A 22,984-nucleotide genomic window follows, 5' to 3' on the forward strand; every position below is an offset into this window, starting at 1 on the left:
AAAAACTGAGACAAGTACGACTTTTTACGCCCGGAGGTTACTTCATGCGGGTTTCTTGGTTTAATACCTCCCATTGATCTCCACATTGAAACAGGGCTTGATAATGCAAAAACTCATTAACTCAGTGCAAAACTATGCCTGGGGAAGTAAAACTGCGTTAACGGAACTTTATGGCATCGCCAATCCGCAGCAGCAGCCAATGGCTGAACTCTGGATGGGCGCGCATCCCAAAAGCAGCTCGCGAATCACCACCGCCAACGGCGAAACCGTCTCCCTGCGTGACGCCATCGAAAAGAATAAAACCGCCATGCTGGGCGAAGCGGTAGCCAACCGTTTCGGCGAACTGCCGTTTCTGTTTAAAGTACTGTGCGCCGCACAACCGCTCTCTATTCAGGTGCACCCGAATAAACGCAACTCCGAAATCGGTTTCGCGAAAGAAAATGCGGCGGGTATCCCCATGGATGCCGCAGAGCGGAACTATAAAGATCCTAACCATAAACCAGAGCTGGTTTTTGCCCTGACGCCTTTCCTGGCGATGAACGCGTTCCGCGAATTTTCTGACATTGTCTCTTTACTGCAACCTGTCGCCGGCGCGCATTCCGCTATCGCCCACTTTTTGCAGGCGCCGAATGCTGAACGTCTGAGCCAGCTTTTCGCCAGCCTGTTGAATATGCAAGGCGAAGAAAAATCCCGCGCGTTAGCCGTACTCAAAGCGGCGCTTAACAGCCAGCAAGGCGAACCGTGGCAAACGATCCGCGTGATTTCAGAGTATTATCCTGACGACAGCGGGCTTTTCTCTCCTTTGTTGCTGAATGTGGTCAAACTGAATCCCGGCGAGGCGATGTTCCTGTTTGCCGAAACGCCTCATGCTTATCTGCAGGGCGTTGCGCTGGAAGTCATGGCGAACTCCGATAACGTTCTGCGCGCTGGCCTTACGCCAAAATATATCGACATCCCTGAGCTGGTCGCGAACGTGAAGTTCGAACCTAAGCCTGCCGGCAAGTTGCTGACTGCCCCGGTGAAAAGCGGCGCGGAGCTGGACTTCCCAATTCCGGTTGACGATTTTGCTTTTTCACTGCACGACCTGGCGCTTCAGGAGACGAGCATCGGCCAACACAGCGCCGCGATTCTGTTCTGCGTTGAGGGTGAGGCGGTGTTACGTAAAGATGAACAGCGTCTGGTACTGAAGCCGGGTGAATCGGCCTTTATCGGCGCGGATGAGTCTCCGGTTAACGCCAGCGGCACGGGCCGTTTAGCGCGTGTTTATAACAAGCTGTAGCAACGTACTGAATTTTTTAACAACTCTTGCTAAGCTTATAACAGACGTAAAACTCCTCCAGGCGGTTTAATCCGCCTGGTTTCATTTTTATGGACAATTGATATGAAAAAAACACTGGTAGCTGCAGGTGTAGTAATTGCACTTGGCATCGTCTGGACAGGCGGCGCCTGGTATACGGGGAAAAAGCTGGAGAACCATCTTGCAGAAATGGTGACTCAGGCCAATGAACAGCTCAAGCGTACTGCGCCGGAGGCCGGTGTCGAATTAAGTTATCAAAACTACCAGCGTGGCGTGTTCAGTAGCCATCTGCAACTGGTTGTCAAACCGGTTGCCGGCGCAGACACTACCTGGTTGAAACCCGGGCAAAGCATTGTGCTGGACGAGTCCGTTTCACATGGCCCCTTCCCGCTCGCCCAGCTCAAAACGCTCAATCTGATCCCTTCTATGGCGTCGGTAAAAACCACCCTGGTGAATAACGATGCGGCAAAACCCCTCTTTGATATCGCGAAAGGCGACGCGCCCTTTGTTATCAATACCCGCATTGGTTATGGCGGCGATACCCGCTCCGATATCTCTCTCAAGCCGTTAAACTACGAGAATGCCGGTGAAAAGGTCGCCTTTAGCGGTGGCGAGTTCCAGCTTAACGCCGATAAAGACGGTAATGTGGTTTCGCTGTCGGGCGAAGCGCAGAGCGGCCTGGTCGATGCCGTTAACGAATATAACCAGAAGGTCCAACTCACCTTTAATAATTTGAAAACCGACGGTACCAGTAAACTGGCAAGCTTTGGCGAACGTGTGGGCGACCAAAAGTTAACGCTGGATAAACTGTCCATCGCCATTGAGGGTAAAGAGATGGCGGTGCTGGAAGGGATGGAAATTGCCGGCAAGTCCGATCTCGTCAACGACGGAAAAACCATTAACAGCCAGTTGGATTACTCGCTTAACAGCCTGAAAGTGCAGAATCAGGATTTAGGCAGCGGTAAATTAACGCTGAAAGTCGGTCAAATCGACGGCGAAGCCTGGCACCAGTTTAGTCAGCAATATCATGCGCAAACGCAGGCGCTGCTGAATCAGCCGGACGTGGCGCAGAATCCTGAGCTTTATCAGCAAAAAGTCACTGAAGCGTTCTTTAGCGCTCTCCCCGTGCTGTTAAAAGGCGATCCGGTTCTGACCCTGGCGCCGCTTAGCTGGAAAAACGCCAAAGGGGAAACCACGCTGAATCTGTCGCTGTTCCTCAAAGATCCGGCAACCACAACGGCACAACCGCAAACGCTGGCGCAGGAAGTCGACCGCTCCGTGAAATCGCTGGATGCGAAACTGGCAATTCCGATGGACATGGCGGTCGAGTTTATGACGCAGATAGCAAAGCTGGAAGGCTATCAGCAGGATGATGCGGAAAAACTGGCAAAACAGCAGGTGCAGGGGCTGTCCGCAATGGGTCAGATGTTCCGACTGACAACGCTGAAGGATAATACTATCGCCTCCAGTTTGCAGTACGCCAATGGCCAGATCACGCTCAACGGACAAAAAATGCCGTTGGAAGACTTTGTCGGCCTGTTTGGGATGCCGGCGCTTTCCGTACCGGACGTTCCGGCGCTGCCTCAACAATAATCGCCTTGCCGGGTGTCGCGACGCTGCACCCGGTCTGCGCCGAACGACGCGCAGCCTCTACTTTTGCGTTACCAGGCGAGCGGCTATCGTTTGACTCCGCACATGGTGCTCGTCGTGAGCAATACGCTGCAATATTCGTTCGGCCAGGGTATAGCCTATTTCTCGCGCCGGCGTACTGGCCCAGATAATCGGCAGGTCGTCGAGGGCGTTCTCCGCCACATCAGCAAACGCCGCCAGCGACACCTGCTGCTCGAAATAACGATCGACACCGCTCTCGCCACTCTGTCGTCCGGCTCTCAGCAGGCCAAACCACGCCCCCATCGCAATGGTTTCGTTGTAACAAACGACAGCGCTAATGGTCGGATTGTATCGCAACAGCGCGGTAATGCTTTCTGCTGCCTGCTTCTGACTGGAAGCGCATTCCACGACCCACTCGCTGTGAAACGGTAGACCGTATTTTAACAACGTCGCGCAATAGCCGCCCACGCGCTCCGCGCGGGTTAAAGATGCGCTTTGTCCTCCCAGCCAGGCGATGCGCTGATGGCCCTGACGAATAAGGTACTCCGTCAGGAGTTGCGCCGCCTGCATGTTGTCAGGCCGAACGGTATCCGCATCATCCAGATAGCTGGCGCGTGACGCAAACACGACAGGAATTCCTTGTGCGTCGGCCTGCGCTCTCAGCGCTTCGCTACTGCCCGCCGCACCGGCGATCACCATGCCATCCACGCCCTGATTAAGCAGCATGGTAAAACGCTGATTTAGCTGTTCGCCATCTTTCCCCCCGTGCAGGAGAAAAACCATACGGCCTTGCGCTTCCAGCGCTTCCGTTAACCCGGCGGTCAATTCGGCATAAAAGGGTGCCGATAAATCACGCACGATCAAACCGATAACGCCGCTTTGCCCGCCACGCAGCGCGGACGCCTGGCGGTTACGCACAAAGCCCAGTTGCTCAATTGCCGCGTTCACGCGCTCGCCGGTCGCGGCCGATATTCGCCCCTTGCCGCTCAGCACTAAGGAAACGGTGCTCACCGACACGCCAGCCGCCAGCGCAACATCGTGGATAGTGATTTTTTTGGCGATAGCCATGTCAACAAATCGCTCCAGAATCTGACAGATAAAACGTTTTACCTATCTGTTATCTTTATACGCGTTATTATCGGTCAGTAATGTGATTAATGCCGCACTAAAATTTGATAAAACGTTTTATCTTTTCGCCATCATAACCTGACACCGGCCTTTATTAACAAGGAGTCGTTAGATGACGACGAAAACCACGCCAAAAATAACGCTATGGGAATTTTTCCAGCAACTGGGCAAAACGTTTATGTTGCCCGTCGCCTTGCTCTCGTTCTGCGGCATTATGCTCGGTATCGGCAGCTCGCTTAGTAGCCACGATGTAATCACCCTGCTCCCCGTGCTGGGTAATCCCTTGCTACAGGCTATCTTCACCTGGATGAGTAAAGTAGGTTCTTTTGCCTTTAGCTTCCTGCCGGTGATGTTTTGTATCGCGATTCCGCTCGGTCTGGCGCGGGAAAACAAAGGCGTCGCCGCATTTGCCGGGTTTGTCGGTTATGCGGTCATGAACCTTGCAGTCAACTTCTGGCTCACGGCAAAAGGCATTCTGCCGACCACCGATGCGGCGGTGCTGAAAGCCAATAACGTACAAAATATTCTGGGCATCCCCTCTATCGATACCGGCATCCTCGGTGCCGTTATCGCTGGTATTATTGTCTGGATGCTGCATGAACGGTTTCATACCATTCGTTTGCCGGATGCGCTGGCCTTTTTCGGCGGTACGCGTTTTGTACCTATCGTTTCCGCCGTTGTGATGGGGCTTGTCGGCCTGGTTATCCCGCTCGTCTGGCCGGTTTTTGCGATGGGAATTAGTGGACTGGGTCATATCATCAATAGCGCCGGCGACTTTGGACCGATGATTTTCGGCACCGGCGAGCGCCTGCTGTTGCCTTTTGGTCTGCACCATATTCTGGTAGCGCTGATTCGCTTCACCGAGGCGGGCGGTACGCAAGAGGTATGCGGGCATACCGTGAGCGGCGCATTGACTATTTTCCAGGCCCAACTCAGTTGCCCAACGACGCACGGCTTCTCTGAAAGCGCCACTCGCTTCTTATCGCAAGGCAAAATGCCGGCGTTTCTCGGTGGGTTGCCGGGCGCCGCGCTGGCAATGTACCACTGTGCCCGTCCAGAAAACCGCCCTAAAATTAAAGGATTATTGATTTCCGGTTTAATCGCCTGCGTTGTCGGCGGTACAACGGAACCGCTGGAATTCCTGTTCCTGTTCGTAGCGCCGGTGCTGTACGTTATTCATGCTCTGCTGACCGGGCTGGGCTTTACCATCATGGCTATTCTCGGCGTCACTATCGGCAATACGGATGGCAATATTATTGACTTTGTGGTGTTTGGCATCCTGCATGGTCTGTCAACAAAATGGTATCTGGTACCGGTAGTGGCAGCGATTTGGTTTGCGGTTTACTACCTCATTTTCCGCTTCGCCATTACACGCTTTAACCTCAAAACACCGGGGCGCGAAGCGGAGATCGCCACCAGCATTGAAAAAGCGATTGCTGGCGCGCCAGGAAAATCCGGCTACAACGTGCCTGCTATCCTGGCGGCATTAGGCGGCACGGAAAACATCGTGAGTCTGGACAACTGCATCACCCGCCTACGTCTGTCCGTGAAAGATATGTCGCTTGTCGATGTCCAGGCATTGAAGGACAATCGTGCGATAGGCGTCGTACAGCTCAATCAGCATAATTTGCAGGTGGTTATCGGCCCGCAGGTTCAGTCGGTAAAAGATGAAATGGTTGGTCTGATGAATACCGTTCAGGCATAAGGAAGAGATATGTTCGATTTTTCACAGGAAGTTGACCGTCGCGGGACATGGTGTACGCAGTGGGATTATGTCGCCGATCGTTTTGGCGAAGCCGATCTGCTCCCCTTTACGATCTCGGATATGGATTTTGCCACCGCGCCGTGTATCCTGGAGGCGCTAAACCAGCGCCTTTCCCACGGTGTGCTGGGCTATAGCCGCTGGAAAAATGAGGCGTTTTTAGGGGCGATTACCCACTGGTTTGCGACACGCCATCAGACCACGATAGATGCCCACTCCCTCGTATACGGCCCCTCCGTTATCTATATGGCGTCCGAGCTTATCCGCCAGTGGTCCGACGAAGGCGATGGCGTGGTAGTTCATACCCCCGCTTACGATGCTTTTTATAAAGCGATTGAAGGCAACCATCGCATCGTCACTCCCGTCCCGCTGGAGAAAGAAGGCAACACCTGGTATTGCGATATGGCCAAACTGGAGGCGGCGCTGGCGCGTCCGGAAAGCAAAATCCTGCTGCTGTGCAGTCCGCAAAATCCCACCGGTAAAGTGTGGACGCGTGACGAGCTGGAAACGATGTCAACGCTGTGCGAGCGCCATGGCGTACGGGTGATTTCCGATGAAATTCACATGGATATGGTATGGGGAAACCAGCCGCATATTCCCTGGAGCAATGTCGCGCGCGGAGACTGGGCGCTGCTCTCCTCCGGCTCGAAAAGCTTCAACATTCCGGCATTAACCGGCGCTTATGGAATCATTGAAAATAGTGAAAGCCGTGAACGCTACCTGGCCGCCTTAAAAGGGCGCGACGGCCTCTCTTCGCCAGCGGTGCTCTCGCTCACGGCGCATATTGCCGCGTATCAGCACGGCGCGCCGTGGCTGGATGCGTTACGCGCCTCGCTGGCGGCTAATATGCGCTATATTGAGCAGGCGCTGAATGGCGCCTTTCCGACGTTGAACTGGCAAGCGCCGCCATCGACCTATCTGGCCTGGATTGATCTCCGTCCACTCGGCATTGACGATCAAAAATTACAGCACACGCTCATTCATCAGGAGAAAGTCGCCATTATGCCCGGCGATACCTATGGCGCAGAAGGCCGGGGATTTGTGCGTCTGAATGCCGGATGCCCTCACCTGAAACTTGAAAAAGGCGTCAACGGATTGATTAACGCTATCCGCACCGTTCGCTGATACTGTCTACAGGCGGGGGGTTGACCCTTTATCCTAAGATGCGATAACAGAGACGCCCCCGTGAGCTGACCGGGGGCGCGTTAAAGAGAATGATACAAAATTTCTCCCGCGCTCTCGCGAAGTTGCAACGTAATGACTCCGTTTTTGCAAAATTTCCAGAGCATTATCGATCTGTAGTATAATGGTGCGCACTTTTATTAAAAATTGAGTGCGCCCATGATTGATATTACGCTTCCTTTGACTGACATCCACCGCCACCTTGATGGCAACATTCGCGCCCAAACAATTCTGGATCTTGGTCGGCAGTTCAACATCGCCCTTCCCGCCCAAACGCTGGAAACGCTGATTCCGCATGTCCAGGTCACCTCAACCGAACCCGATTTAGTGAGCTTTCTCACGAAGCTCGATTGGGGGGTAAAAGTCCTGGCATCGCTTGACGCCTGCCGCCGTGTGGCCTTTGAAAATATTGAAGATGCCGCACGTAACGGCCTGCATTACGTCGAGCTTCGCTTTTCGCCCGGCTATATGGCGATGGCGCATCAGTTACCGATCGCAGGCGTGGTTGAAGCCGTTATCGACGGTGTACGCGACGGCTGTAACACGTTTGGCGTCGAGGCACGACTCATTGGCATTATGAGCCGTACCTTCGGCGAGGCGGCATGTTTACAGGAGCTTGATGCGCTGCTGGCGCACAGAGAGAAAATCACCGCGCTGGATTTAGCCGGTGATGAGCTGGGCTTTCCCGGCAGTCTGTTTTTGTCGCACTTTAATCGGGCGCGCGATGCGGGCTGGCATATTACCGTTCACGCTGGCGAAGCCGCAGGGCCGGAAAGTATCTGGCAGGCGATTCGCGAACTGGGGGCCGAACGTATCGGACATGGCGTAAAAGCTGTCGAAGATCGCGCGTTAATGGATTTTCTTGCACAGCAGCGTATCGGTATTGAATCCTGTCTGACCTCGAATATTCAGACCAGTACCGTCGCATCGCTGGCGGATCATCCACTCAAAACCTTCCTTGAGCATGGCGTTCTCGCCAGTCTTAATACGGACGATCCGGCTGTTCAGGGCGTAGATATTATCCATGAATATCACGTCGCCGCGCCAGCGGCAGGATTGAGCCGCGAACAGATTCGCCAGGCGCAGATTAACGGTCTGGAAATCGCCTTTCTGAGCGATAGCGAAAAACGTGCGCTGCGCGAAAAAGTGGCCGCGGCGTAAGATTGCTTTATTGACACTAACGCTCTTCTCCGCCTGCGGTTTAATGCTATCCCAGGCGGAGAAATGCGACATCTCAGGCAAGACACAGCGTCGCGCGATGTTTTGCCGATTCCATGCCCAGTTCAATCAACTCCATAATTTGAATCGCCTGACTTGCCGGCACGGGATTTTCACCGTTACCGTTTAACGCATCGCGGATGGCGGCATAATATGCCGGATAGTTACCCGGCAACGTAAGCCAGTTTTCTTCTTTGCGCGTCTCTCCCTCAACCAGGGTCAATACGCCGTCACGCATGTCGTATCCCCAGTCTTCCTGCGGTAAACGCTCGCCGTTTTTTAACCGTTCTTCCTGGGGATCGAGGCCATATTTTACATAGCTACCGCGCGAACCATGAACGATGTATCGCGCGGATTCCGCCGCGGCCAGCATCGTACCGTGCAAAATCACGCGGCGCTGGGGGTAGGATAAAATCGCGTGGAAATAATCTGTAGATTGCGCGCCCGGACGCAGTTGCGCTAAATCCACCGTCATGCTGACCGGCAGGCCAAAAAGTTGAATGGCCTGATCCAACAAGTGCGGCGCCAGATCGTACCAGATACCACTTCCTGGCCCGCCTTGCTCGCGCCAGCGGTCGCGCACCTGGGGACGGAAACGATCAAAGTGGGATTCAAACAAGGACACCTCGCCGAGCACGCCATCCGCCAGTAAGGCCTTCAGCGTCAAAAAATCGCTGTCCCAGCGTCGGTTGTGGAAGACGGAAAGTACCCGACCAGTGCTCCGCGCAAGCGCATCCAATTCTCGCGCCTGTGACAGTGTCACGGTAAAGGGTTTATCAACCACCACATGCTTACCGGCTTCCAGCGCAGCTTTCGCCAGCGGGAAATGGGTATCGTTGGGCGTCGGGATCACGATCAGGTCGATATGCGGATCGTTAAATAAATGTCGGGGCTCAGAGACCACGGAAACCGCCGGCCAATCTGCTTTCACTTTTGTTTCATCGCTGCTGGATACCGCCGCAAGCTCTAGCCCTGGCGTTCCCATAATTAAGGGCGCATGAAAGGTTTTACTGGCGTAGCCATAACCGATTAACCCAACGCGGATTTTATCATTCATCTCACTGCCTCCGGTTTTAGATATCGCTATTCCACACCATCGTGCGATTAGCCGCAATAGCGTCCTGACCATCAACGTAGCATCAAATGATTAACTTGTTACAGAACAGAGGCTGAAAACGTTTCCCTCCCTCTTGCCGACCGTTCGCCAGGAAAGTAACATTTACCCCCTGTGTTTATGGATAAATCAAAGCAAATGTCGTCAATAATGAATCGTCTTATTGAATTAACTGGGTGGATAGTTCTCGTTATCTCAGTCATTCTTTTAGGTATTGCCAACCATATTGACAATTACCAACCACCAGAGCCCACGGCTTCCGTTCAGAAGAAGTAAGCGTCAGATAATGTAAAGGCATTTTCGCGTGGTACGGTAAGCGGCGCCCCGGGGGTGCAAAGAAAAGTCAAAAACCGGCAAAAAAAACGAAATATGTCCTATCTGGTCTGACGTTTATTGCCTGTTGTAGGAAAGCGCGTTAACCTTTCGCCCCAGGCGCCATGTGGCGCCTGACTCTTTACCGGTAAGAATATTCCCTTTTTACCTGCACCCCTGACCTCTCACTGGTGCGGTTTTGTTTATTTTTTATCAGTGACTACTCCGTTGGCATTATATTTAATATGGATCAACTTTATATGACTGTTCAGGATTATCTATTAAAATTCCGCAAAATTAGTTCGCTCGAAAGTCTGGAAAAACTGTTCGACCACCTTAACTATACCCTTACTGATGACATGGATATTGTTAATATGTATCGCGCTGCAGATCACCGCCGTGCCGAACTGGTTTCCGGAGGACGCCTGTTTGATGTAGGTCAGGTTCCGCAATCCGTCTGGCGCTATGTGCAATAAAGAAAGTAGCGTTTAACATCAAAAACCTTATAATATTTGCCCCAAAATGAGCGGCATGACCGTTAATGCGCGTAACCCCGGAGAAGATATGACTACAACACCGCCACAACGAATTGGAGGCTGGCTTCTTGGCCCGTTAGCCTGGCTGTTAGTCGCGTTGTTGAGCGCCTCGCTGGCGTTATTACTCTACGTTATGGCGCTTGCCACACCGCAAACGTTCAAGACGCTTAGCGGACAGGAAACCGGTAATTTACTGCTATGGGGCATTTCATTTATTACCGCTACTGCCATGTGGTACTATACCCTGTGGTTGACAATCGCATTCTTCAAACGCAGACGCTGCGTGCCGAAGCATTACATTATCTGGCTGCTGGTGTCGGTGTTACTGGCGGTTAAAGCATTTGCCTTTTCTCCCGTCTCAGATGCCTTTGCCGTGCGTCAGTTACTCTTCCCACTGTTGGCGACGGCGCTCATTGTGCCTTATCTCAAACGTTCAGCGCGCGTCAAAACAACGTTTGTTAATCCGTAATAACCCTACAGTTAACCTGTTGTCGCCTGTGGTAGTTTGACAGATAATAGGCGGCTTTTTTATTTCAGGCCGAAACATGACTGATTACCTGCTGCTCTTTGTCGGAACTGTACTGGTCAATAACTTTGTACTGGTCAAATTCCTGGGCCTTTGTCCCTTTATGGGCGTATCCAAAAAACTGGAAACCGCCATGGGGATGGGCCTCGCGACGACCTTTGTCATGACGCTGGCGTCGATATGCGCCTGGCTTATCGACACCTGGATACTTATTCCGCTGGATCTGATTTATCTGCGGACGCTGGCCTTTATCCTCGTCATTGCTGTGGTCGTGCAATTTACCGAAATGGTTGTGCGGAAAACCAGCCCGGCGTTATACCGCTTGTTAGGCATCTTCTTACCCCTGATTACCACTAACTGTGCGGTTCTGGGCGTAGCGTTACTGAATATTAATCTCGGTCATCACTTTCTTCAGTCGGCGCTGTACGGATTTTCCGCCGCCGTCGGTTTTTCATTAGTGATGGTTCTGTTTGCCGCCATCCGCGAACGCCTTGCCGTGGCGGATGTGCCCGCCCCTTTTCGTGGTAACGCGATAGCATTGATTACCGCAGGATTAATGTCTTTGGCCTTTATGGGCTTTAGTGGTTTGGTGAAGTTGTAATGAATACTATCTGGATTGCCGTTGGCGCCCTGACCCTTCTGGGTCTGGTGTTCGGCGCCATTCTGGGTTATGCCTCCCGCCGATTCGCGGTTGAAGATGATCCGGTTGTTGAAAAAATCGATGCGATTTTGCCGCAGAGTCAGTGTGGTCAGTGCGGCTATCCCGGCTGTCGCCCCTACGCCGAAGCCGTGGGTCTCCAGGGCGAGAAAATCAATCGTTGCGCGCCCGGCGGCGAAGCCGTCATGCTGAAAATGGCAGAGTTGCTAAACGTAGAGCCGCAACCATGCGATGGTGAAGAACAGCAGGCTGCGCCAGTACGTATGCTGGCAGTTATTGATGAAAATAACTGCATTGGCTGCACAAAATGCATTCAGGCCTGCCCGGTTGACGCCATCGTTGGCGCAACGCGCGCCATGCACACGGTCATGAGCGATCTCTGTACTGGCTGTAATCTGTGCGTCGATCCGTGTCCGACGCACTGCATCGAATTACGTCCGGTGAATGAGACGCCCGACAGTTGGAAATGGGATTTGAACACCATTCCCGTTCGCATCATTCCCGTGGAACAACATGCTTAAACTATTTTCCGCTTTCAGAAAAGATAAAATCTGGGATTTCGACGGTGGTATTCATCCGCCCGAAATGAAGTCCCAGTCAAACGGCACGCCGCTGCGCCAGGTGCCTTTAGCGCCGCGCTTTGTTATCCCTTTAAAACAGCACATTGGCGCTGAGGGCGAGCTGTGCGTTAGCGTCGGCGATCGCGTGCTACGCGGCCAGGCGCTTACCCGTGGACGTGGGAGAATGCTGCCGGTACACGCGCCCACCTCCGGGACGGTTATCGCTATTGCCCCCCACTCGACGGCACATCCTTCGGCGCTGGCGGAGTTAAGCGTCATCATTGATGCCGACGGCGAGGACCGCTGGATTGAGCGTGATGGCTGGTCTGATTACCGCGCCCACAGCCGTGAAGCGCTCATTGAACGCATTCATCAGTATGGCGTTGCCGGGCTTGGCGGCGCAGGGTTTCCCACCGGCGTTAAATTGCAGGGCGGCGGCGATAAAATCACCACGCTTATTATCAATGCCGCAGAGTGCGAACCTTACATTACGGCGGACGATCGTCTGATGCAGGACTGCGCCGCGCAAATTGTGGAAGGTATTCGCATCCTGGCGCATATTCTGCAACCGCGTGAGGTATTAATCGGCATTGAAGATAACAAACCGCAGGCTATTTCCATGCTGCGCGCCGTACTGGCTGACGCTCACGATATTTCGTTACGTGTGATCCCAACCAAATACCCTTCCGGCGGCGCAAAACAGCTCACCCAAATACTGACGGGAAAACAGGTTCCCCACGGCGGGCGCTCCTCTGATATTGGCGTGCTGATGCAAAACGTCGGTACGGCTTATGCCGTTAAACGCGCCGTGATTGACGGCGAACCGATCACAGAACGCGTCGTTACCTTAACGGGTGAAGCGGTAAGCCGCCCGGGTAACGTCTGGGCGCGGCTCGGCACTCCCGTTCGTCATTTGCTTAACGATGCCGGGTTCTGCCCTTCTGCTGACCAGATGGTCATCATGGGCGGCCCGTTGATGGGATTCACCCTTCCCTGGCTTGACGTACCGGTCGTAAAAATCACCAACTGCCTGCTGGCGCCATCCGTGACTGAAATGGGAGCGCCTCAGGAAGAGAAAAGCTGTATTCGTTGCAGCGCTTGCGCTGACGCCTGCCCTGCCGACCTTTTACCGCAGCAGCTTTATTGGTTCAGCAAAGGGCAGCAGCATGACAAGGCTACCGCTCACCATATTGCTGATTGTATAGAATGCGGCGCCTGCGCCTGGGTCTGCCCGAGTAATATTCCGCTCGTCCAATATTTCCGTCAGGAAAAAGCGGAGATTAATGCGATCAGGCTTGAAGAAAAACGCGCCGCCGAAGCCAAAGCACGTTTTGAGGCTCGTCAGGCAAGACTGGAGCGCGAAAAAGCCGCCCGCCTTGCACGTCATAAGAGCGCAGCGGTACAACCAGCGGCAAAAGATCAGGATGCCATTGCCGCTGCGCTGGCGCGGGTAAAAGAGAAACAGGCGCAGGCCACGCAACCGGTGGTTATTCAGGCGGGTAGTCTGCCAGACAATAGCGCCGTCATCGCGGCCCGTGAAGCGCGTAAAGCGCAAGCGCGCGCTAAACAAGCCGCTCATCCGGTGGCTGACAGCGCGATACCCGGCGACGACCCGCGTAAAGCCGCAGTGGAGGCGGCTATCGCTCGCGCCAAAGCCCGCAAACAGGAGCAGCAGGCCGGAAGCGAACCTGCCGAAGCGGTCGATCCGCGTAAAGCCGCGGTGGAGGCGGCTATCGCTCGCGCCAAAGCCCGTAAGCAGGAGCAGCAGGCCGGAAGCGAACCTGCCAAAGCGGTCGATCCGCGCAAAGCCGCGGTGGAGGCGGCTATCGCCCGCGCCAAAGCCCGCAAGCAGGAGCAGCAGGCCGGAAGCGAACCTGCCGAACCGGTCGATCCGCGTAAAGCCGCAGTGGAAGCGGCTATCGCCCGCGCCAAAGCCCGTAAGCAGGAGCAGCAGGCCGGAAGCGAACCTGCCGAACCGGTCGATCCGCGCAAAGCCGCAGTGGAAGCGGCCATCGCCCGCGCCAAAGCCAGCAAGCAGGAGCAGCAGGCCGGAAGCGAACCTGCCGAACCGGCCGACCCGCGTAAAGCCGCGGTTGCTGCGGCTATCGCCCGCGTTCAGGCAAAAAAAGCAGCACAGCAGCAGGTTGTTAACGAGGATTAAATGGTATTCAGAATCGCAAGCTCGCCTTATACCCATAACCAGCGCCAGACATCGCGAATCATGTTGCTGGTAGTAATCGCCGCTCTGCCGGGGATTGCCGCGCAGACGTGGTTTTTTGGTTGGGGAACGCTTTTCCAGATCGTTCTGGCTGCTATCACGGCGCTCGTCGCAGAAGCCATTGTCCTCAGGCTGCGCAAACAATCGGTCGCCAGTCACCTGCAGGATTATTCCGCGTTATTGACGGGGCTTTTGCTGGCGGTCAGCATCCCTCCGCTTGCGCCCTGGTGGATGGTCGTGCTGGGAACCGGATTCGCCATTATTATCGCTAAACAGTTATATGGCGGGCTGGGACAAAACCCCTTTAATCCGGCCATGATCGGCTACGTGGTGCTATTAATTTCCTTTCCGGTGCAAATGACAAGCTGGTTGCCGCCTTATGAAATAGCCGCAACAACGCCCGATATGCTGGACACGTTGCGGATGATTTTTACCGGGCATACCGCCAGCGGCGGCGATATGACGCTGCTACGTATCGGTATTGACGGTATCAGCCAGGCGACGCCGCTGGATACGTTTAAAACGTCCTTGCGCGCCGGGCACTCCGTTGAGCAAATCATGCAGTACCCGATATACAGCGGCGCGCTGGCTGGCGTGGGCTGGCAGTGGGTTAACCTCGCCTGGCTTGTCGGCGGCGTATTCCTGCTGTGGCAAAAAGCCATCCGCTGGCATATCCCGGTCAGTTTTCTGCTGACGCTGGCGCTATGCGCCGCGTTAGGCTGGCTTTTCTCGCCCGCTACGCTGGCCTCGCCGCAGCTTCATCTGCTGTCAGGCGCCACCATGCTGGGCGCATTTTTTATCTTGACGGATCCGGTTACCGCCTCCACGACCAACCGTGGACGTTTAATTTTCGGCGCGCTGGCTGGGGTATTAGTGTGGCTGATTCGTAGCTTCGGCGGCTATCCGGACGGCGTTGCTTTTGCTGTCCTGTTGGCGAATATCACGGTTCCTCTGATCGACTACTACACGCGCCCCCGCGTCTATGGACATCGCAAAGGATAAACCATGCTGAAAACGATTCGTAAACACGGTATTACGCTGGCGCTTTTTGCCGCAGGCTCTACGGGATTGACCGCGGTGATTAATCAGATGACAAAATCAACCATCCACGAACAAGCGCTGCAACAACAACATGCCCTGTTCGATCAGGTATTGCCGCCAGATCGTTACAATAATAATCTGCAAGAGAGCTGTTATCTGGTCGATGCGCCCGCCCTCGGCAAAGGCACACACCGTGTTTTTATCGCTCGCAAGGATGATAAACCCGTAGCGGCCATCATTGAGGCCACCGCGCCAGATGGCTATTCCGGCGCTATCCAGCTTATTGTTGGCGCAGATTTCAACGGTACCGTCCTGGGGACGCGTGTGACGGAACATCATGAGACGCCAGGGTTAGGTGATAAAATTGAGCGCCGTTTGTCTGACTGGATTACCCACTTTAGCGGTAAAACCATCAGCGGTGAAAATGATACGCACTGGGCGGTGAAAAAGGATGGCGGTGATTTTGATCAATTTACCGGGGCGACAATAACGCCGCGCGCCGTGGTGAATGCGGTTAAACGCGCCGGGCTGTACGCCGAATCACTGCCCGCTCAGCTCCCCCATTTAACCGCCTGTGGAGAATAGCCATGAGCGAAATAAAAGACATTGTTGTTCAGGGGTTATGGAAAAATAACTCTGCTCTGGTGCAGCTACTTGGCCTGTGCCCTTTACTGGCGGTGACGTCTACGGCAACCAACGCTCTGGGGCTGGGTCTGGCCACAACGCTGGTATTAACGCTGACCAACCTTACGGTGTCCGCACTACGTCGCTGGACGCCGGCAGAAATCCGTATCCCGATTTACGTCATGATCATTGCCTCGGTGGTAAGCGCAGTACAGATGCTGATCAATGCGTATGCGTTCGGTTTGTATCAGTCTTTAGGGATTTTTATTCCTCTGATTGTAACGAACTGCATTGTTGTTGGTCGCGCCGAAGCGTTTGCCGCGAAAAAAGGACCGTGGCTTTCCGCGTTGGACGGTTTTTCCATCGGCATGGGCGCGACAGGCGCGATGTTCGTGCTGGGCTCACTGCGCGAGATCCTCGGGAATGGTACGCTTTTCGATGGCGCGGATAGCCTGCTGGGAGGCTGGGCAAAAGTATTACGGGTCGAGATATTTCACACCGACTCGCCTTTCCTGCTGGCGATGCTGCCGCCAGGCGCGTTTATCGGTCTGGGACTCATGCTGGCGGTAAAATATCTTATTGATGAAAAAATGAAGAAACGCCGCGCCGAAACCGCGCCTTCCGCAGTTCCGGCAGGTGAAACAGGGAAAGTCTGATGAACAAAGCAAAAAGGCTGGAAATTCTGACGCGCCTGCGCGACAGCAATCCGCACCCCACAACGGAACTCAATTTCACGTCGCCGTTTGAGTTGCTGATTGCCGTGTTGCTTTCCGCGCAGGCAACCGACGTCAGCGTGAACAAGGCTACCGCCAAACTTTACCCGGTCGCCAATACGCCAGCCGCGATGCTGGAACTGGGCGTAGAGGGCGTGAAATCCTATATCAAAACCATCGGTTTATTTAACAGTAAAGCGGAAAACGTGATTAAGACCTGCCGTATTTTACTGGACAAGCATAATGGCGAAGTGCCGGAGGATCGGGCGGCGCTGGAAGCGCTTCCCGGCGTGGGGCGTAAAACCGCTAACGTGGTGCTAAATACCGCCTTCGGCTGGCCGACCATCGCCGTTGATACGCATATATTTCGTGTATGCAACCGAACACAGTTCGCGCCGGGTAAAAATGTCGAACAGGTAGAAGAGAAGTTGCTGAAAGTGGTGCCGAATGAGTTCAAAGTGGACTGCCATCACTGGTTAATTTTGCATGGCCGCTATACCTGTATCGCCCGAAAACCCCGCTGCGGCTCCTGCCTCATTGAAGATCTTTGCGAATACAAAGAAAAAGTCGATATTTGATATGGTCGGAGCGCGTCCGTCACGCCAGCGCGCTCCCACCTTCGGCCTGGATCTATTTTAGCCATCAATCATTCCAGTCTCTGTCCTTTTTCTGATGTAATGTGCTTTCGTTTTCACTCCACGTCAGGTTAATCATTTTTTTAATCGCAAAAAATTCTATCTATCCGTGATCAGGATCACTTTGATAACTTCATGTGAAATTTAATGACATCTAAGGTTACATTTACAACCGGATAGACTGACGCCCCGTTTTCACTACAAAACATTACTCTGCCATTTTTTCAGATAATGGCCTATATCACTGCTTTTCACCTTAAATAGCAGAAGATATCGCCTTTCACCCAAACTAATGGCCTTTTTGCAGTGTAAAAATCTGCCATTCTTCAAATGAAGAAATTTAACGCTGGATAACATTTCTGACATCGGACGATTCAACCAGAAGAGTTATATGTAACAGATTATTACAAAGCTCTTGTCTGGAGAGGAAAGATAGTGAACATTACCTGCCGTTTCCCCTCCAATATAACAATCGGACGGATGAGTCTGACTCATCACGCGCCAGACAATCCCTGTTAATACGGGGCGTAAAAAAGAGGTAAAAGTGTCTACTGCAAACAAAAAACCAACTGAAAGCGTCAGTTTGAACGCTTTCAAACAACCGAAGGCGTTCTATCTCATCTTCTCGATAGAGTTATGGGAGCGTTTTGGTTATTACGGCCTGCAAGGCATTATGGCCGTCTACCTGGTAAAACAACTGGGTATGTCAGAAGCGGATTCCATCACCCTTTTCTCTTCCTTCAGTGCGCTGGTGTACGGCCTGGTCGCCATTGGCGGTTGGTTAGGTGATAAAATTCTGGGCACCAAACGCGTTATTATGCTGGGTGCCGTGGTGCTGGCTATCGGTTATGCGCTGGTCGCATGGTCTGGTCATGACGCTGGCATCGTCTATATGGGCATGGCGGCTATCGCTGTGGGTAACGGTCTGTTTAAAGCTAACCCGTCTTCCCTGCTGTCTACCTGTTACGCGAAGGACGATCCGCGTCTCGACGGCGCATTTACGATGTATTATATGTCCGTCAACATCGGCTCCTTCTTCTCTATGCTGGCGACGCCGTGGCTGGCGGCGCGTTATGGCTGGAGCACCGCGTTTGCGCTTAGCGTCGTCGGTATGCTGATAACCGTCGTTAACTTTGCTTTCTGCCAGCGCTGGGTGAAAAGCTACGGTTCCAAACCCGACTTTGAACCGATCAACTTCCGTAATCTGCTGCTGACAATCGTGGGTATTGTCGTTCTGATTGCGGTCGCCACCTGGCTGCTGCACAACCAGGATATCGCGCGTATGGTGCTGGGCGTAATCGCTCTTGGCATCGTCATTATCTTCGGTAAAGAAGCGTTTTCCATGCACGGCGCGGCACGCCGTAAAATGATCGTCGCCTTTATTTTGATGCTGCAGGCGATTATCTTCTTCGTACTGTACAGCCAGATGCCGACGTCGCTGAACTTCTTTGCCATTCGTAACGTCGAGCACTCTATTCTCGGTATCGCGTTCGAACCGGAACAGTATCAGGCGCTGAACCCATTCTGGATCATTATCGGCAGCCCGATTCTGGCCGCTATTTATAACAGGATGGGCGATACGCTGCCGATGCCGATGAAATTCGCCATTGGTATGGTGCTGTGTTCCGGCGCGTTCCTGATTCTGCCGCTGGGCGCCAAATTTGCGAACGATGCCGGCATCGTATCCGTAAACTGGCTGATCGCAAGCTACGGCCTGCAAAGTATCGGTGAGCTGATGATCTCCGGTCTGGGACTGGCAATGGTCGCACAGTTGGTTCCGCAGCGTCTGATGGGTTTCATCATGGGTAGCTGGTTCCTGACAACGGCAGGCGCTAACATCATCGGCGGTTATGTCGCCAACCTGATGGCTGTGCCGAGCGACGTGACTGACCCGCTGATGTCCCTGGAAGTCTATGGTCGCGTATTTATGCAGATTGGCATAGCAACCGCCGTTATCGCCGTCCTGATGCTGCTGACAGCGCCTAAGCTGAACCGTATGACCCAGGACGATGATACCGCTGAAAAAGGCTCTAAAGCCGCTACAGTTTAATTTTCCGGGAAACAACATTCAGGCCGCTAACTGTGCGTTAGCGGCTTTTTTTTTGCTCGTCCCCGCACTACCATACTTTAAACCTCAGCAAAAAGGAGTTACCGATGAAACTGTTCTACAAACCGGGTGCCTGCTCTCTTGCTTCCCATATTACCCTGCGCGAAATTGGCAAAGACTTTACGCTTGATGGCGTCGATCTCGCAAAAAAACGCCTGGAAAACGGTGATGATTACCTGGCAGTCAACCCTAAAGGACAGGTTCCGGCTCTGCTGCTGGATGACGGCACACTGTTGACTGAAGGCGTCGCCATTATGCAGTACCTCGCCGACAGCGTTCCCGACCGCCAGCTTCTGGCGCCGGTAAGTAGTCTTGCTCGCTATCATACGCTGGAATGGCTCAACTATATTGCAACGGAACTGCATAAAGGCTTTACCCCGCTGTTCCGCCCTGACACGCCGGAAACACTTAAACCCGCCGTTCGCGCCGGTCTGGAAAAGAAATTGCAGTATGTGGATGAGTCGCTTTCAGACGACCAGTGGATTTGCGGCCAGCGTTTTACCATCGCAGACGCTTATCTGTTTACCGTATTGCGTTGGGCCTATGGCGTAAAACTGAATATGGACGGGTTGACGCATATTGAAAGTTATATGCAGCGTGTCGCAAAAAGACCGACCGTTGCGGCAGCGCTTAAAGCGGAAGGACTGAATTAATGTCATGTTGCCGGATAGCTCGCTGTAGCGCCATCCGGCCTCTTTTTAGCAGCAATAATTACAGCCGCGTTGCGCTGAAGTAATGTTCAGGGTTAGCGATCCTGTCCTGGGCCGCCACGACCTGCAGTTCGTACTCCTGCATCGTTTTGGTGGCGATCATAATCTCATAGACTGCCGCCGTAACGTGCTCCAGCGCCTGCTGCAACGTCGCGCCCTGCAAAAGTTTGACCAGCAATAAACCACTGGTGACATCGCCAACGCCAACCGGCTGACGTGAGCCGAAATCCACCAGCGGACGGCTAATATGCCAGGCTTCCTGCGCTGTCACCAGCAGCATTTCAAAGCGTTCTGAACTGTAACCGGCGCGGGCGAGATGTTTTACCAGTACAATTTCTGGCCCCTGAGCAATCAGTTCACGCGCCGCCTGCACGGCGTCATTCACATTATTCACGCTATGTTTGCTGAGAATTTCCAGTTCAATCAGGTTAGGCGCGATAATATCGCTGGCGGGTAGCGCATAACGCACATGGAACTCTGCGACGCCAGGCGCCACGATACAACCCTTTTCCGGATGCCCCATTACGGGATCACAGAAATATTTTGCCTGCGGATTTGCTGCTTTAACCTGGCGCACAATACCGAGAATGTGTTCTCCCTGCTCGGCAGATCCCAGGTAACCGCTAAGTACGGCGTCGCAGTGCGCTAACTGGCCAATGTCCGCAATCCCCTGGACAATCTCAGTCAGATGGCTGGGCGGCATGACACAGCCGGTCCATTTACCATATTGCGTGTGGTTAGAAAACTGAACGGTATTCAGCGGCCAAACATTCGCGCCAAGACGGCGCATGGGAAATTCGGCGGCGCTGTTGCCCGCATGTCCGAAAACAACATGGGACTGGATAGCGAGGATATTCTTCATTTTTTTACCTGAACATCAAAAATAAGGGAGTGATTTCTCACTCCCTGTTACTTAATGCCTTATTTCCAGCAAATCAGACAATAGTTCTTTTTGCCGCGACGTAATAAGGTATAGCGGCCAAACAGACGGTCCTCATCGTTAAAGATGTATTCAGGATCGGATTGTTTTTCACCATTGATAGTGACAGCGTTGGAGGCGATAGTCTTACGCGCCTGACCACGCGACGGCTGGAGTTCGGCGTCTACCAGCGCCTGCATCAGGTCGGCGCCTTTTTCCATTTCAACCATCGGTACGCCGTCCTGCGCCAACTGCTCAAAGTCAGCTTCGCTCAGCGCGCTCAGTGAACCGCTGAACAGGCATTCGGTGATCCGTTTCGCCGCGACCAGCCCCTCTTCACCATGAACCAGGCGCGTCACCTGCTCGGCCAGCACATACTGCGCGCGCGGCGCTTTACCGCTGTTTTTATCTTCTTCTTCCAGGGCATTGATCTCTTCAATGTCCATAAAAGTGAAGAATTTCAGGAAGCGATAAACATCGGCATCTGCGGTGTTAATCCAGAACTGGTAGAATTTGTACGGACTGGTTTTCTTCGGATCCAGCCAGACAGCGCCGCCTTCGGTTTTACCGAATTTCGTGCCGTCAGCTTTGGTGATCAGCGGAACGGTCAAACCAAATACCTGATTCTGGTGCAGGCGACGGGTCAGGTCGATACCGGAAGTGATGTTCCCCCACTGGTCAGAACCGCCAATCTGTAAGGCAACGCCGTGCAGTTTATTCAGACAAGCGAAGTCGTACCCCTGTAGCAGGTTATAAGAGAACTCCGTGAAAGAGATACCCTGATCGTCACGGTTCAGACGCTGCTTCACCGCTTCTTTGTTGATCATCTGATTAACGGAAAAATGTTTACCGATATCGCGCAGGAAAGTCAGCACATTCATGCTGCCGAACCAGTCATAGTTATTGGCCGCGATGGCGGAGTTTTCGCCGCAATCAAAGTCCAGGAATGGGGCAACCTGTTTACGAATTTTCGCCACCCACTCCTGAACGGTCTCTTCAGTGTTCAGTTTACGCTCGGCGGCTTTGAAGCTCGGGTCGCCAATCAGACCGGTCGCGCCGCCTACCAGCGCAACAGGTTTGTGCCCTGCCTGCTGGAAGCGTTTCAGGCATAACAATGGAACCAGATGCCCCAAATGCAAGCTGTCAGCGGTAGGATCGAAGCCGCAATAGAGCGCGATCGGGCCTTGCGCCAGTCGCTCTGCCAACGCGTCTTCGTCCGTCACCTGGGCTACCAGCCCCCGCTCTTGCAATTGTTTAATCAAGTTACTGCTTGCCATCAAAATCTCCATGTATAAAACGACTGCACCTTTGCCGGTACACGACTTTTCGCCAGACGCGAAAGAGACATAGCATAAAACGGCGGATTCATCCGCACCAGTGCTTAAAACAAGATTTTTGCATCTTTAGGGCGCAAGACGGTCGATTTTCCATGCGCCGTCGTCGCGTTGGTATAAAAAGCGATCGTGCAGACGATGTTCGCCGCCCTGCCAGAACTCCATCTGTTCGATACTCACGCGAAAACCACCCCAGAAGCTGGGTAACGGCACTTCGCCCTGTTGAAACTTCTGCTTGAGCTCCAGGAATTTGCTTTCGAGGATACCGCGCGCGGAAATGCGGCTGGATTGTTTAGAGACCCATGCGCCGATCTGGCTGTCGCGCGGACGGCTGTGGAAATACTTCACCACCTCAAGTGTGGAGAGACGCTCGGCTTTGCCTGTCACCATCACCTGGCGTTCAAGCATATGCCAGGGAAATAACAGGCTGATACGCGGATTGTGCTCAATTTGATGCGCCTTGCGGCTTCCCAGGTTGGTATAAAAGACCAGGCCTTTTTCATCATAATGCTTGAGCAACACAATACGCTGGTACGGTTGCCCCTTGTCATCTACGGTCGCCACGACCATTGCCGTCGGATCGGCCAGTCTGGCGTCGCACGCTTGCCCAAGCCAGCGCTCAAATAAGGTTAACGGTTCAGCGGGTAAATCGCGGCGACGCAAGCCGCCTTTCGTGTATTCACGGCGCAGATGCGCGATCTGCTGCAATTGGTCGTTATCAGACATGGCGTTGATCAGAAATAATCAGTGGGTGGCGCTATTGTGCGCCCCCATACTGA

22 protein-coding genes are annotated in these 22,984 nt (G+C 53.5%); 17 read left to right on the forward strand and 5 right to left on the reverse strand.

Annotated elements, in window-relative coordinates; genetic code table 11:
• The first annotated feature begins 103 nt into the window (after positions 1-103).
• Together manA and EOS98_RS12120 are read left to right on the forward strand one after the other, a co-directional pair.
• On the forward strand, positions 104-1,279 hold the full coding sequence (gene manA / locus EOS98_RS12115; RefSeq protein ID WP_001170624.1) for a mannose-6-phosphate isomerase: 1,176 nt from the start codon (positions 104-106) through the stop codon (positions 1,277-1,279).
• Positions 1,280-1,381: 102 nt separating this feature from the next.
• Positions 1,382-2,890 carry a YdgA family protein gene (locus EOS98_RS12120; RefSeq protein WP_000753331.1) on the forward strand — a complete coding sequence of 503 codons (1,509 nt, stop codon included), beginning with the start codon at positions 1,382-1,384 and terminating at the stop codon, positions 2,888-2,890.
• A gap of 57 nt (positions 2,891-2,947) precedes the next feature.
• On the opposite strand, the gene EOS98_RS12125 is transcribed toward EOS98_RS12120, so the two are convergent.
• Positions 2,948-3,976: a Mal regulon transcriptional regulator MalI gene (locus EOS98_RS12125; RefSeq protein WP_000951918.1), complete on the reverse strand. Its 1,029-nt coding sequence runs from the start codon at positions 3,974-3,976 to the stop codon at positions 2,948-2,950.
• 172 nt (positions 3,977-4,148) lie between these two features.
• Between EOS98_RS12125 and malX the strand changes: the two genes are divergently transcribed.
• The 3 genes from malX (at position 4,149) to add (ending at position 8,141) form a co-directional block, all read left to right on the forward strand.
• Positions 4,149-5,741 (forward strand): maltose/glucose-specific PTS transporter subunit IIBC, encoded by a 1,593-nt coding sequence (malX, locus tag EOS98_RS12130; RefSeq protein ID WP_000208903.1) that lies wholly within the window; start codon positions 4,149-4,151, stop codon positions 5,739-5,741.
• A 9-nt stretch (positions 5,742-5,750) separates the two neighbouring features.
• Positions 5,751-6,923, forward strand: a complete 1,173-nt coding sequence (locus EOS98_RS12135; RefSeq protein ID WP_126524089.1) for a MalY/PatB family protein — start codon at positions 5,751-5,753, stop codon at positions 6,921-6,923.
• 216 nt (positions 6,924-7,139) lie between these two features.
• Positions 7,140-8,141 carry an adenosine deaminase gene (gene add, locus EOS98_RS12140; RefSeq protein WP_000565566.1) on the forward strand — a complete coding sequence of 334 codons (1,002 nt, stop codon included), beginning with the start codon at positions 7,140-7,142 and terminating at the stop codon, positions 8,139-8,141.
• 73 nt (positions 8,142-8,214) lie between these two features.
• Here the strand turns inward: add and EOS98_RS12145 are convergent, their stop codons facing one another.
• On the reverse strand, positions 8,215-9,255 hold the full coding sequence (locus EOS98_RS12145; protein WP_000998242.1) for an oxidoreductase: 1,041 nt from the start codon (positions 9,253-9,255) through the stop codon (positions 8,215-8,217).
• A gap of 207 nt (positions 9,256-9,462) precedes the next feature.
• Between EOS98_RS12145 and blr the strand changes: the two genes are divergently transcribed.
• From blr to gstA, 12 genes are all read left to right on the forward strand, one after another.
• Positions 9,463-9,588, forward strand: a complete 126-nt coding sequence (gene blr / locus EOS98_RS12150; RefSeq protein ID WP_001708800.1) for a division septum protein Blr — start codon at positions 9,463-9,465, stop codon at positions 9,586-9,588.
• Between the two features lie 296 nt (positions 9,589-9,884).
• Complete coding sequence (ydgT, locus tag EOS98_RS12155; RefSeq protein WP_000217946.1) at positions 9,885-10,100, forward strand: transcription modulator YdgT; 216 nt, start codon at positions 9,885-9,887, stop codon at positions 10,098-10,100.
• An 88-nt stretch (positions 10,101-10,188) separates the two neighbouring features.
• Positions 10,189-10,629 carry a DUF2569 domain-containing protein gene (locus EOS98_RS12160; protein WP_126524088.1) on the forward strand — a complete coding sequence of 147 codons (441 nt, stop codon included), beginning with the start codon at positions 10,189-10,191 and terminating at the stop codon, positions 10,627-10,629.
• Between the two features lie 76 nt (positions 10,630-10,705).
• A complete protein-coding gene (gene rsxA / locus EOS98_RS12165) occupies positions 10,706-11,287 on the forward strand; it encodes an electron transport complex subunit RsxA (protein ID WP_000133179.1) in 582 nt (193 codons plus the stop codon).
• Entirely contained in the window at positions 11,287-11,865 is a 579-nt protein-coding gene (gene rsxB / locus EOS98_RS12170) for an electron transport complex subunit RsxB (RefSeq protein WP_001092600.1), read from the forward strand. Before rsxA ends, rsxB begins: the two co-directional genes overlap by 1 nt.
• Complete coding sequence (rsxC, locus tag EOS98_RS12175; protein ID WP_126524087.1) at positions 11,858-14,065, forward strand: electron transport complex subunit RsxC; 2,208 nt, start codon at positions 11,858-11,860, stop codon at positions 14,063-14,065. The genes rsxB and rsxC overlap by 8 nt, the downstream gene beginning before the upstream one ends.
• Positions 14,066-15,124, forward strand: a complete 1,059-nt coding sequence (gene rsxD / locus EOS98_RS12180; protein WP_000231963.1) for an electron transport complex subunit RsxD — start codon at positions 14,066-14,068, stop codon at positions 15,122-15,124.
• 3 nt (positions 15,125-15,127) lie between these two features.
• Positions 15,128-15,748, forward strand: coding sequence for an electron transport complex subunit RsxG (gene rsxG, locus EOS98_RS12185; protein ID WP_000920822.1), 621 nt, complete (start codon positions 15,128-15,130; stop codon positions 15,746-15,748).
• A 2-nt stretch (positions 15,749-15,750) separates the two neighbouring features.
• Complete coding sequence (locus tag EOS98_RS12190; protein WP_001289628.1) at positions 15,751-16,443, forward strand: electron transport complex subunit E; 693 nt, start codon at positions 15,751-15,753, stop codon at positions 16,441-16,443.
• The gene (nth, locus tag EOS98_RS12195) at positions 16,443-17,078 is read left to right on the forward strand and encodes an endonuclease III (RefSeq protein ID WP_001030325.1); all 636 of its coding nucleotides are present in this window, start codon (positions 16,443-16,445) and stop codon (positions 17,076-17,078) included. The genes EOS98_RS12190 and nth overlap by 1 nt, the downstream gene beginning before the upstream one ends.
• A 601-nt stretch (positions 17,079-17,679) precedes the next feature.
• Positions 17,680-19,185, forward strand: coding sequence for a dipeptide/tripeptide permease DtpA (gene dtpA, locus EOS98_RS12200; protein WP_000100911.1), 1,506 nt, complete (start codon positions 17,680-17,682; stop codon positions 19,183-19,185).
• A 104-nt stretch (positions 19,186-19,289) separates the two neighbouring features.
• Complete coding sequence (gene gstA, locus EOS98_RS12205) at positions 19,290-19,895, forward strand: glutathione transferase GstA (RefSeq protein ID WP_000765727.1); 606 nt, start codon at positions 19,290-19,292, stop codon at positions 19,893-19,895.
• A 58-nt stretch (positions 19,896-19,953) separates the two neighbouring features.
• On the opposite strand, the gene pdxY is transcribed toward gstA, so the two are convergent.
• From pdxY to pdxH, 3 genes are all read right to left on the reverse strand, one after another.
• Positions 19,954-20,814 carry a pyridoxal kinase PdxY gene (gene pdxY / locus EOS98_RS12210; protein ID WP_000789736.1) on the reverse strand — a complete coding sequence of 287 codons (861 nt, stop codon included), beginning with the start codon at positions 20,812-20,814 and terminating at the stop codon, positions 19,954-19,956.
• Positions 20,815-20,873: 59 nt separating this feature from the next.
• Positions 20,874-22,148: a tyrosine--tRNA ligase gene (tyrS, locus tag EOS98_RS12215; protein ID WP_000168626.1), complete on the reverse strand. Its 1,275-nt coding sequence runs from the start codon at positions 22,146-22,148 to the stop codon at positions 20,874-20,876.
• A gap of 126 nt (positions 22,149-22,274) precedes the next feature.
• Positions 22,275-22,931, reverse strand: a complete 657-nt coding sequence (gene pdxH, locus EOS98_RS12220) for a pyridoxamine 5'-phosphate oxidase (RefSeq protein WP_126524086.1) — start codon at positions 22,929-22,931, stop codon at positions 22,275-22,277.
• Positions 22,932-22,984: the final 53 nt, after the last annotated feature.

Origin of the sequence: Salmonella sp. SSDFZ69 (assembly GCF_004010755.1) — a bacterium.
Taxonomy (GTDB): Bacteria; Pseudomonadota; Gammaproteobacteria; order Enterobacterales; family Enterobacteriaceae; genus Salmonella; species Salmonella enterica.

Bases quoted from the DNA above. Each gene is read 5' to 3' on its own strand.
- EOS98_RS12135 (WP_126524089.1), top strand. From the start codon at position 5,751: ATGTTCGATTTTTCACAGGAAGTTGACCGTCGCGGGACATGGTGTACG.
- EOS98_RS12145 (WP_000998242.1), bottom strand. From the start codon at position 9,255: ATGAATGATAAAATCCGCGTTGGGTTAATCGGTTATGGCTACGCCAGT.
- add (WP_000565566.1), top strand. From the start codon at position 7,140: ATGATTGATATTACGCTTCCTTTGACTGACATCCACCGCCACCTTGAT.
- nth (WP_001030325.1), top strand. From the start codon at position 16,443: ATGAACAAAGCAAAAAGGCTGGAAATTCTGACGCGCCTGCGCGACAGC.
- pdxH (WP_126524086.1), bottom strand. From the start codon at position 22,931: ATGTCTGATAACGACCAATTGCAGCAGATCGCGCATCTGCGCCGTGAA.
- EOS98_RS12120 (WP_000753331.1), top strand. From the start codon at position 1,382: ATGAAAAAAACACTGGTAGCTGCAGGTGTAGTAATTGCACTTGGCATC.
- tyrS (WP_000168626.1), bottom strand. From the start codon at position 22,148: ATGGCAAGCAGTAACTTGATTAAACAATTGCAAGAGCGGGGGCTGGTA.
- rsxB (WP_001092600.1), top strand. From the start codon at position 11,287: ATGAATACTATCTGGATTGCCGTTGGCGCCCTGACCCTTCTGGGTCTG.
- malX (WP_000208903.1), top strand. From the start codon at position 4,149: ATGACGACGAAAACCACGCCAAAAATAACGCTATGGGAATTTTTCCAG.
- rsxA (WP_000133179.1), top strand. From the start codon at position 10,706: ATGACTGATTACCTGCTGCTCTTTGTCGGAACTGTACTGGTCAATAAC.
- rsxD (WP_000231963.1), top strand. From the start codon at position 14,066: ATGGTATTCAGAATCGCAAGCTCGCCTTATACCCATAACCAGCGCCAG.
- manA (WP_001170624.1), top strand. From the start codon at position 104: ATGCAAAAACTCATTAACTCAGTGCAAAACTATGCCTGGGGAAGTAAA.
- rsxG (WP_000920822.1), top strand. From the start codon at position 15,128: ATGCTGAAAACGATTCGTAAACACGGTATTACGCTGGCGCTTTTTGCC.
- pdxY (WP_000789736.1), bottom strand. From the start codon at position 20,814: ATGAAGAATATCCTCGCTATCCAGTCCCATGTTGTTTTCGGACATGCG.
- EOS98_RS12190 (WP_001289628.1), top strand. From the start codon at position 15,751: ATGAGCGAAATAAAAGACATTGTTGTTCAGGGGTTATGGAAAAATAAC.
- EOS98_RS12125 (WP_000951918.1), bottom strand. From the start codon at position 3,976: ATGGCTATCGCCAAAAAAATCACTATCCACGATGTTGCGCTGGCGGCT.
- blr (WP_001708800.1), top strand. From the start codon at position 9,463: ATGAATCGTCTTATTGAATTAACTGGGTGGATAGTTCTCGTTATCTCA.
- rsxC (WP_126524087.1), top strand. From the start codon at position 11,858: ATGCTTAAACTATTTTCCGCTTTCAGAAAAGATAAAATCTGGGATTTC.
- gstA (WP_000765727.1), top strand. From the start codon at position 19,290: ATGAAACTGTTCTACAAACCGGGTGCCTGCTCTCTTGCTTCCCATATT.
- EOS98_RS12160 (WP_126524088.1), top strand. From the start codon at position 10,189: ATGACTACAACACCGCCACAACGAATTGGAGGCTGGCTTCTTGGCCCG.
- ydgT (WP_000217946.1), top strand. From the start codon at position 9,885: ATGACTGTTCAGGATTATCTATTAAAATTCCGCAAAATTAGTTCGCTC.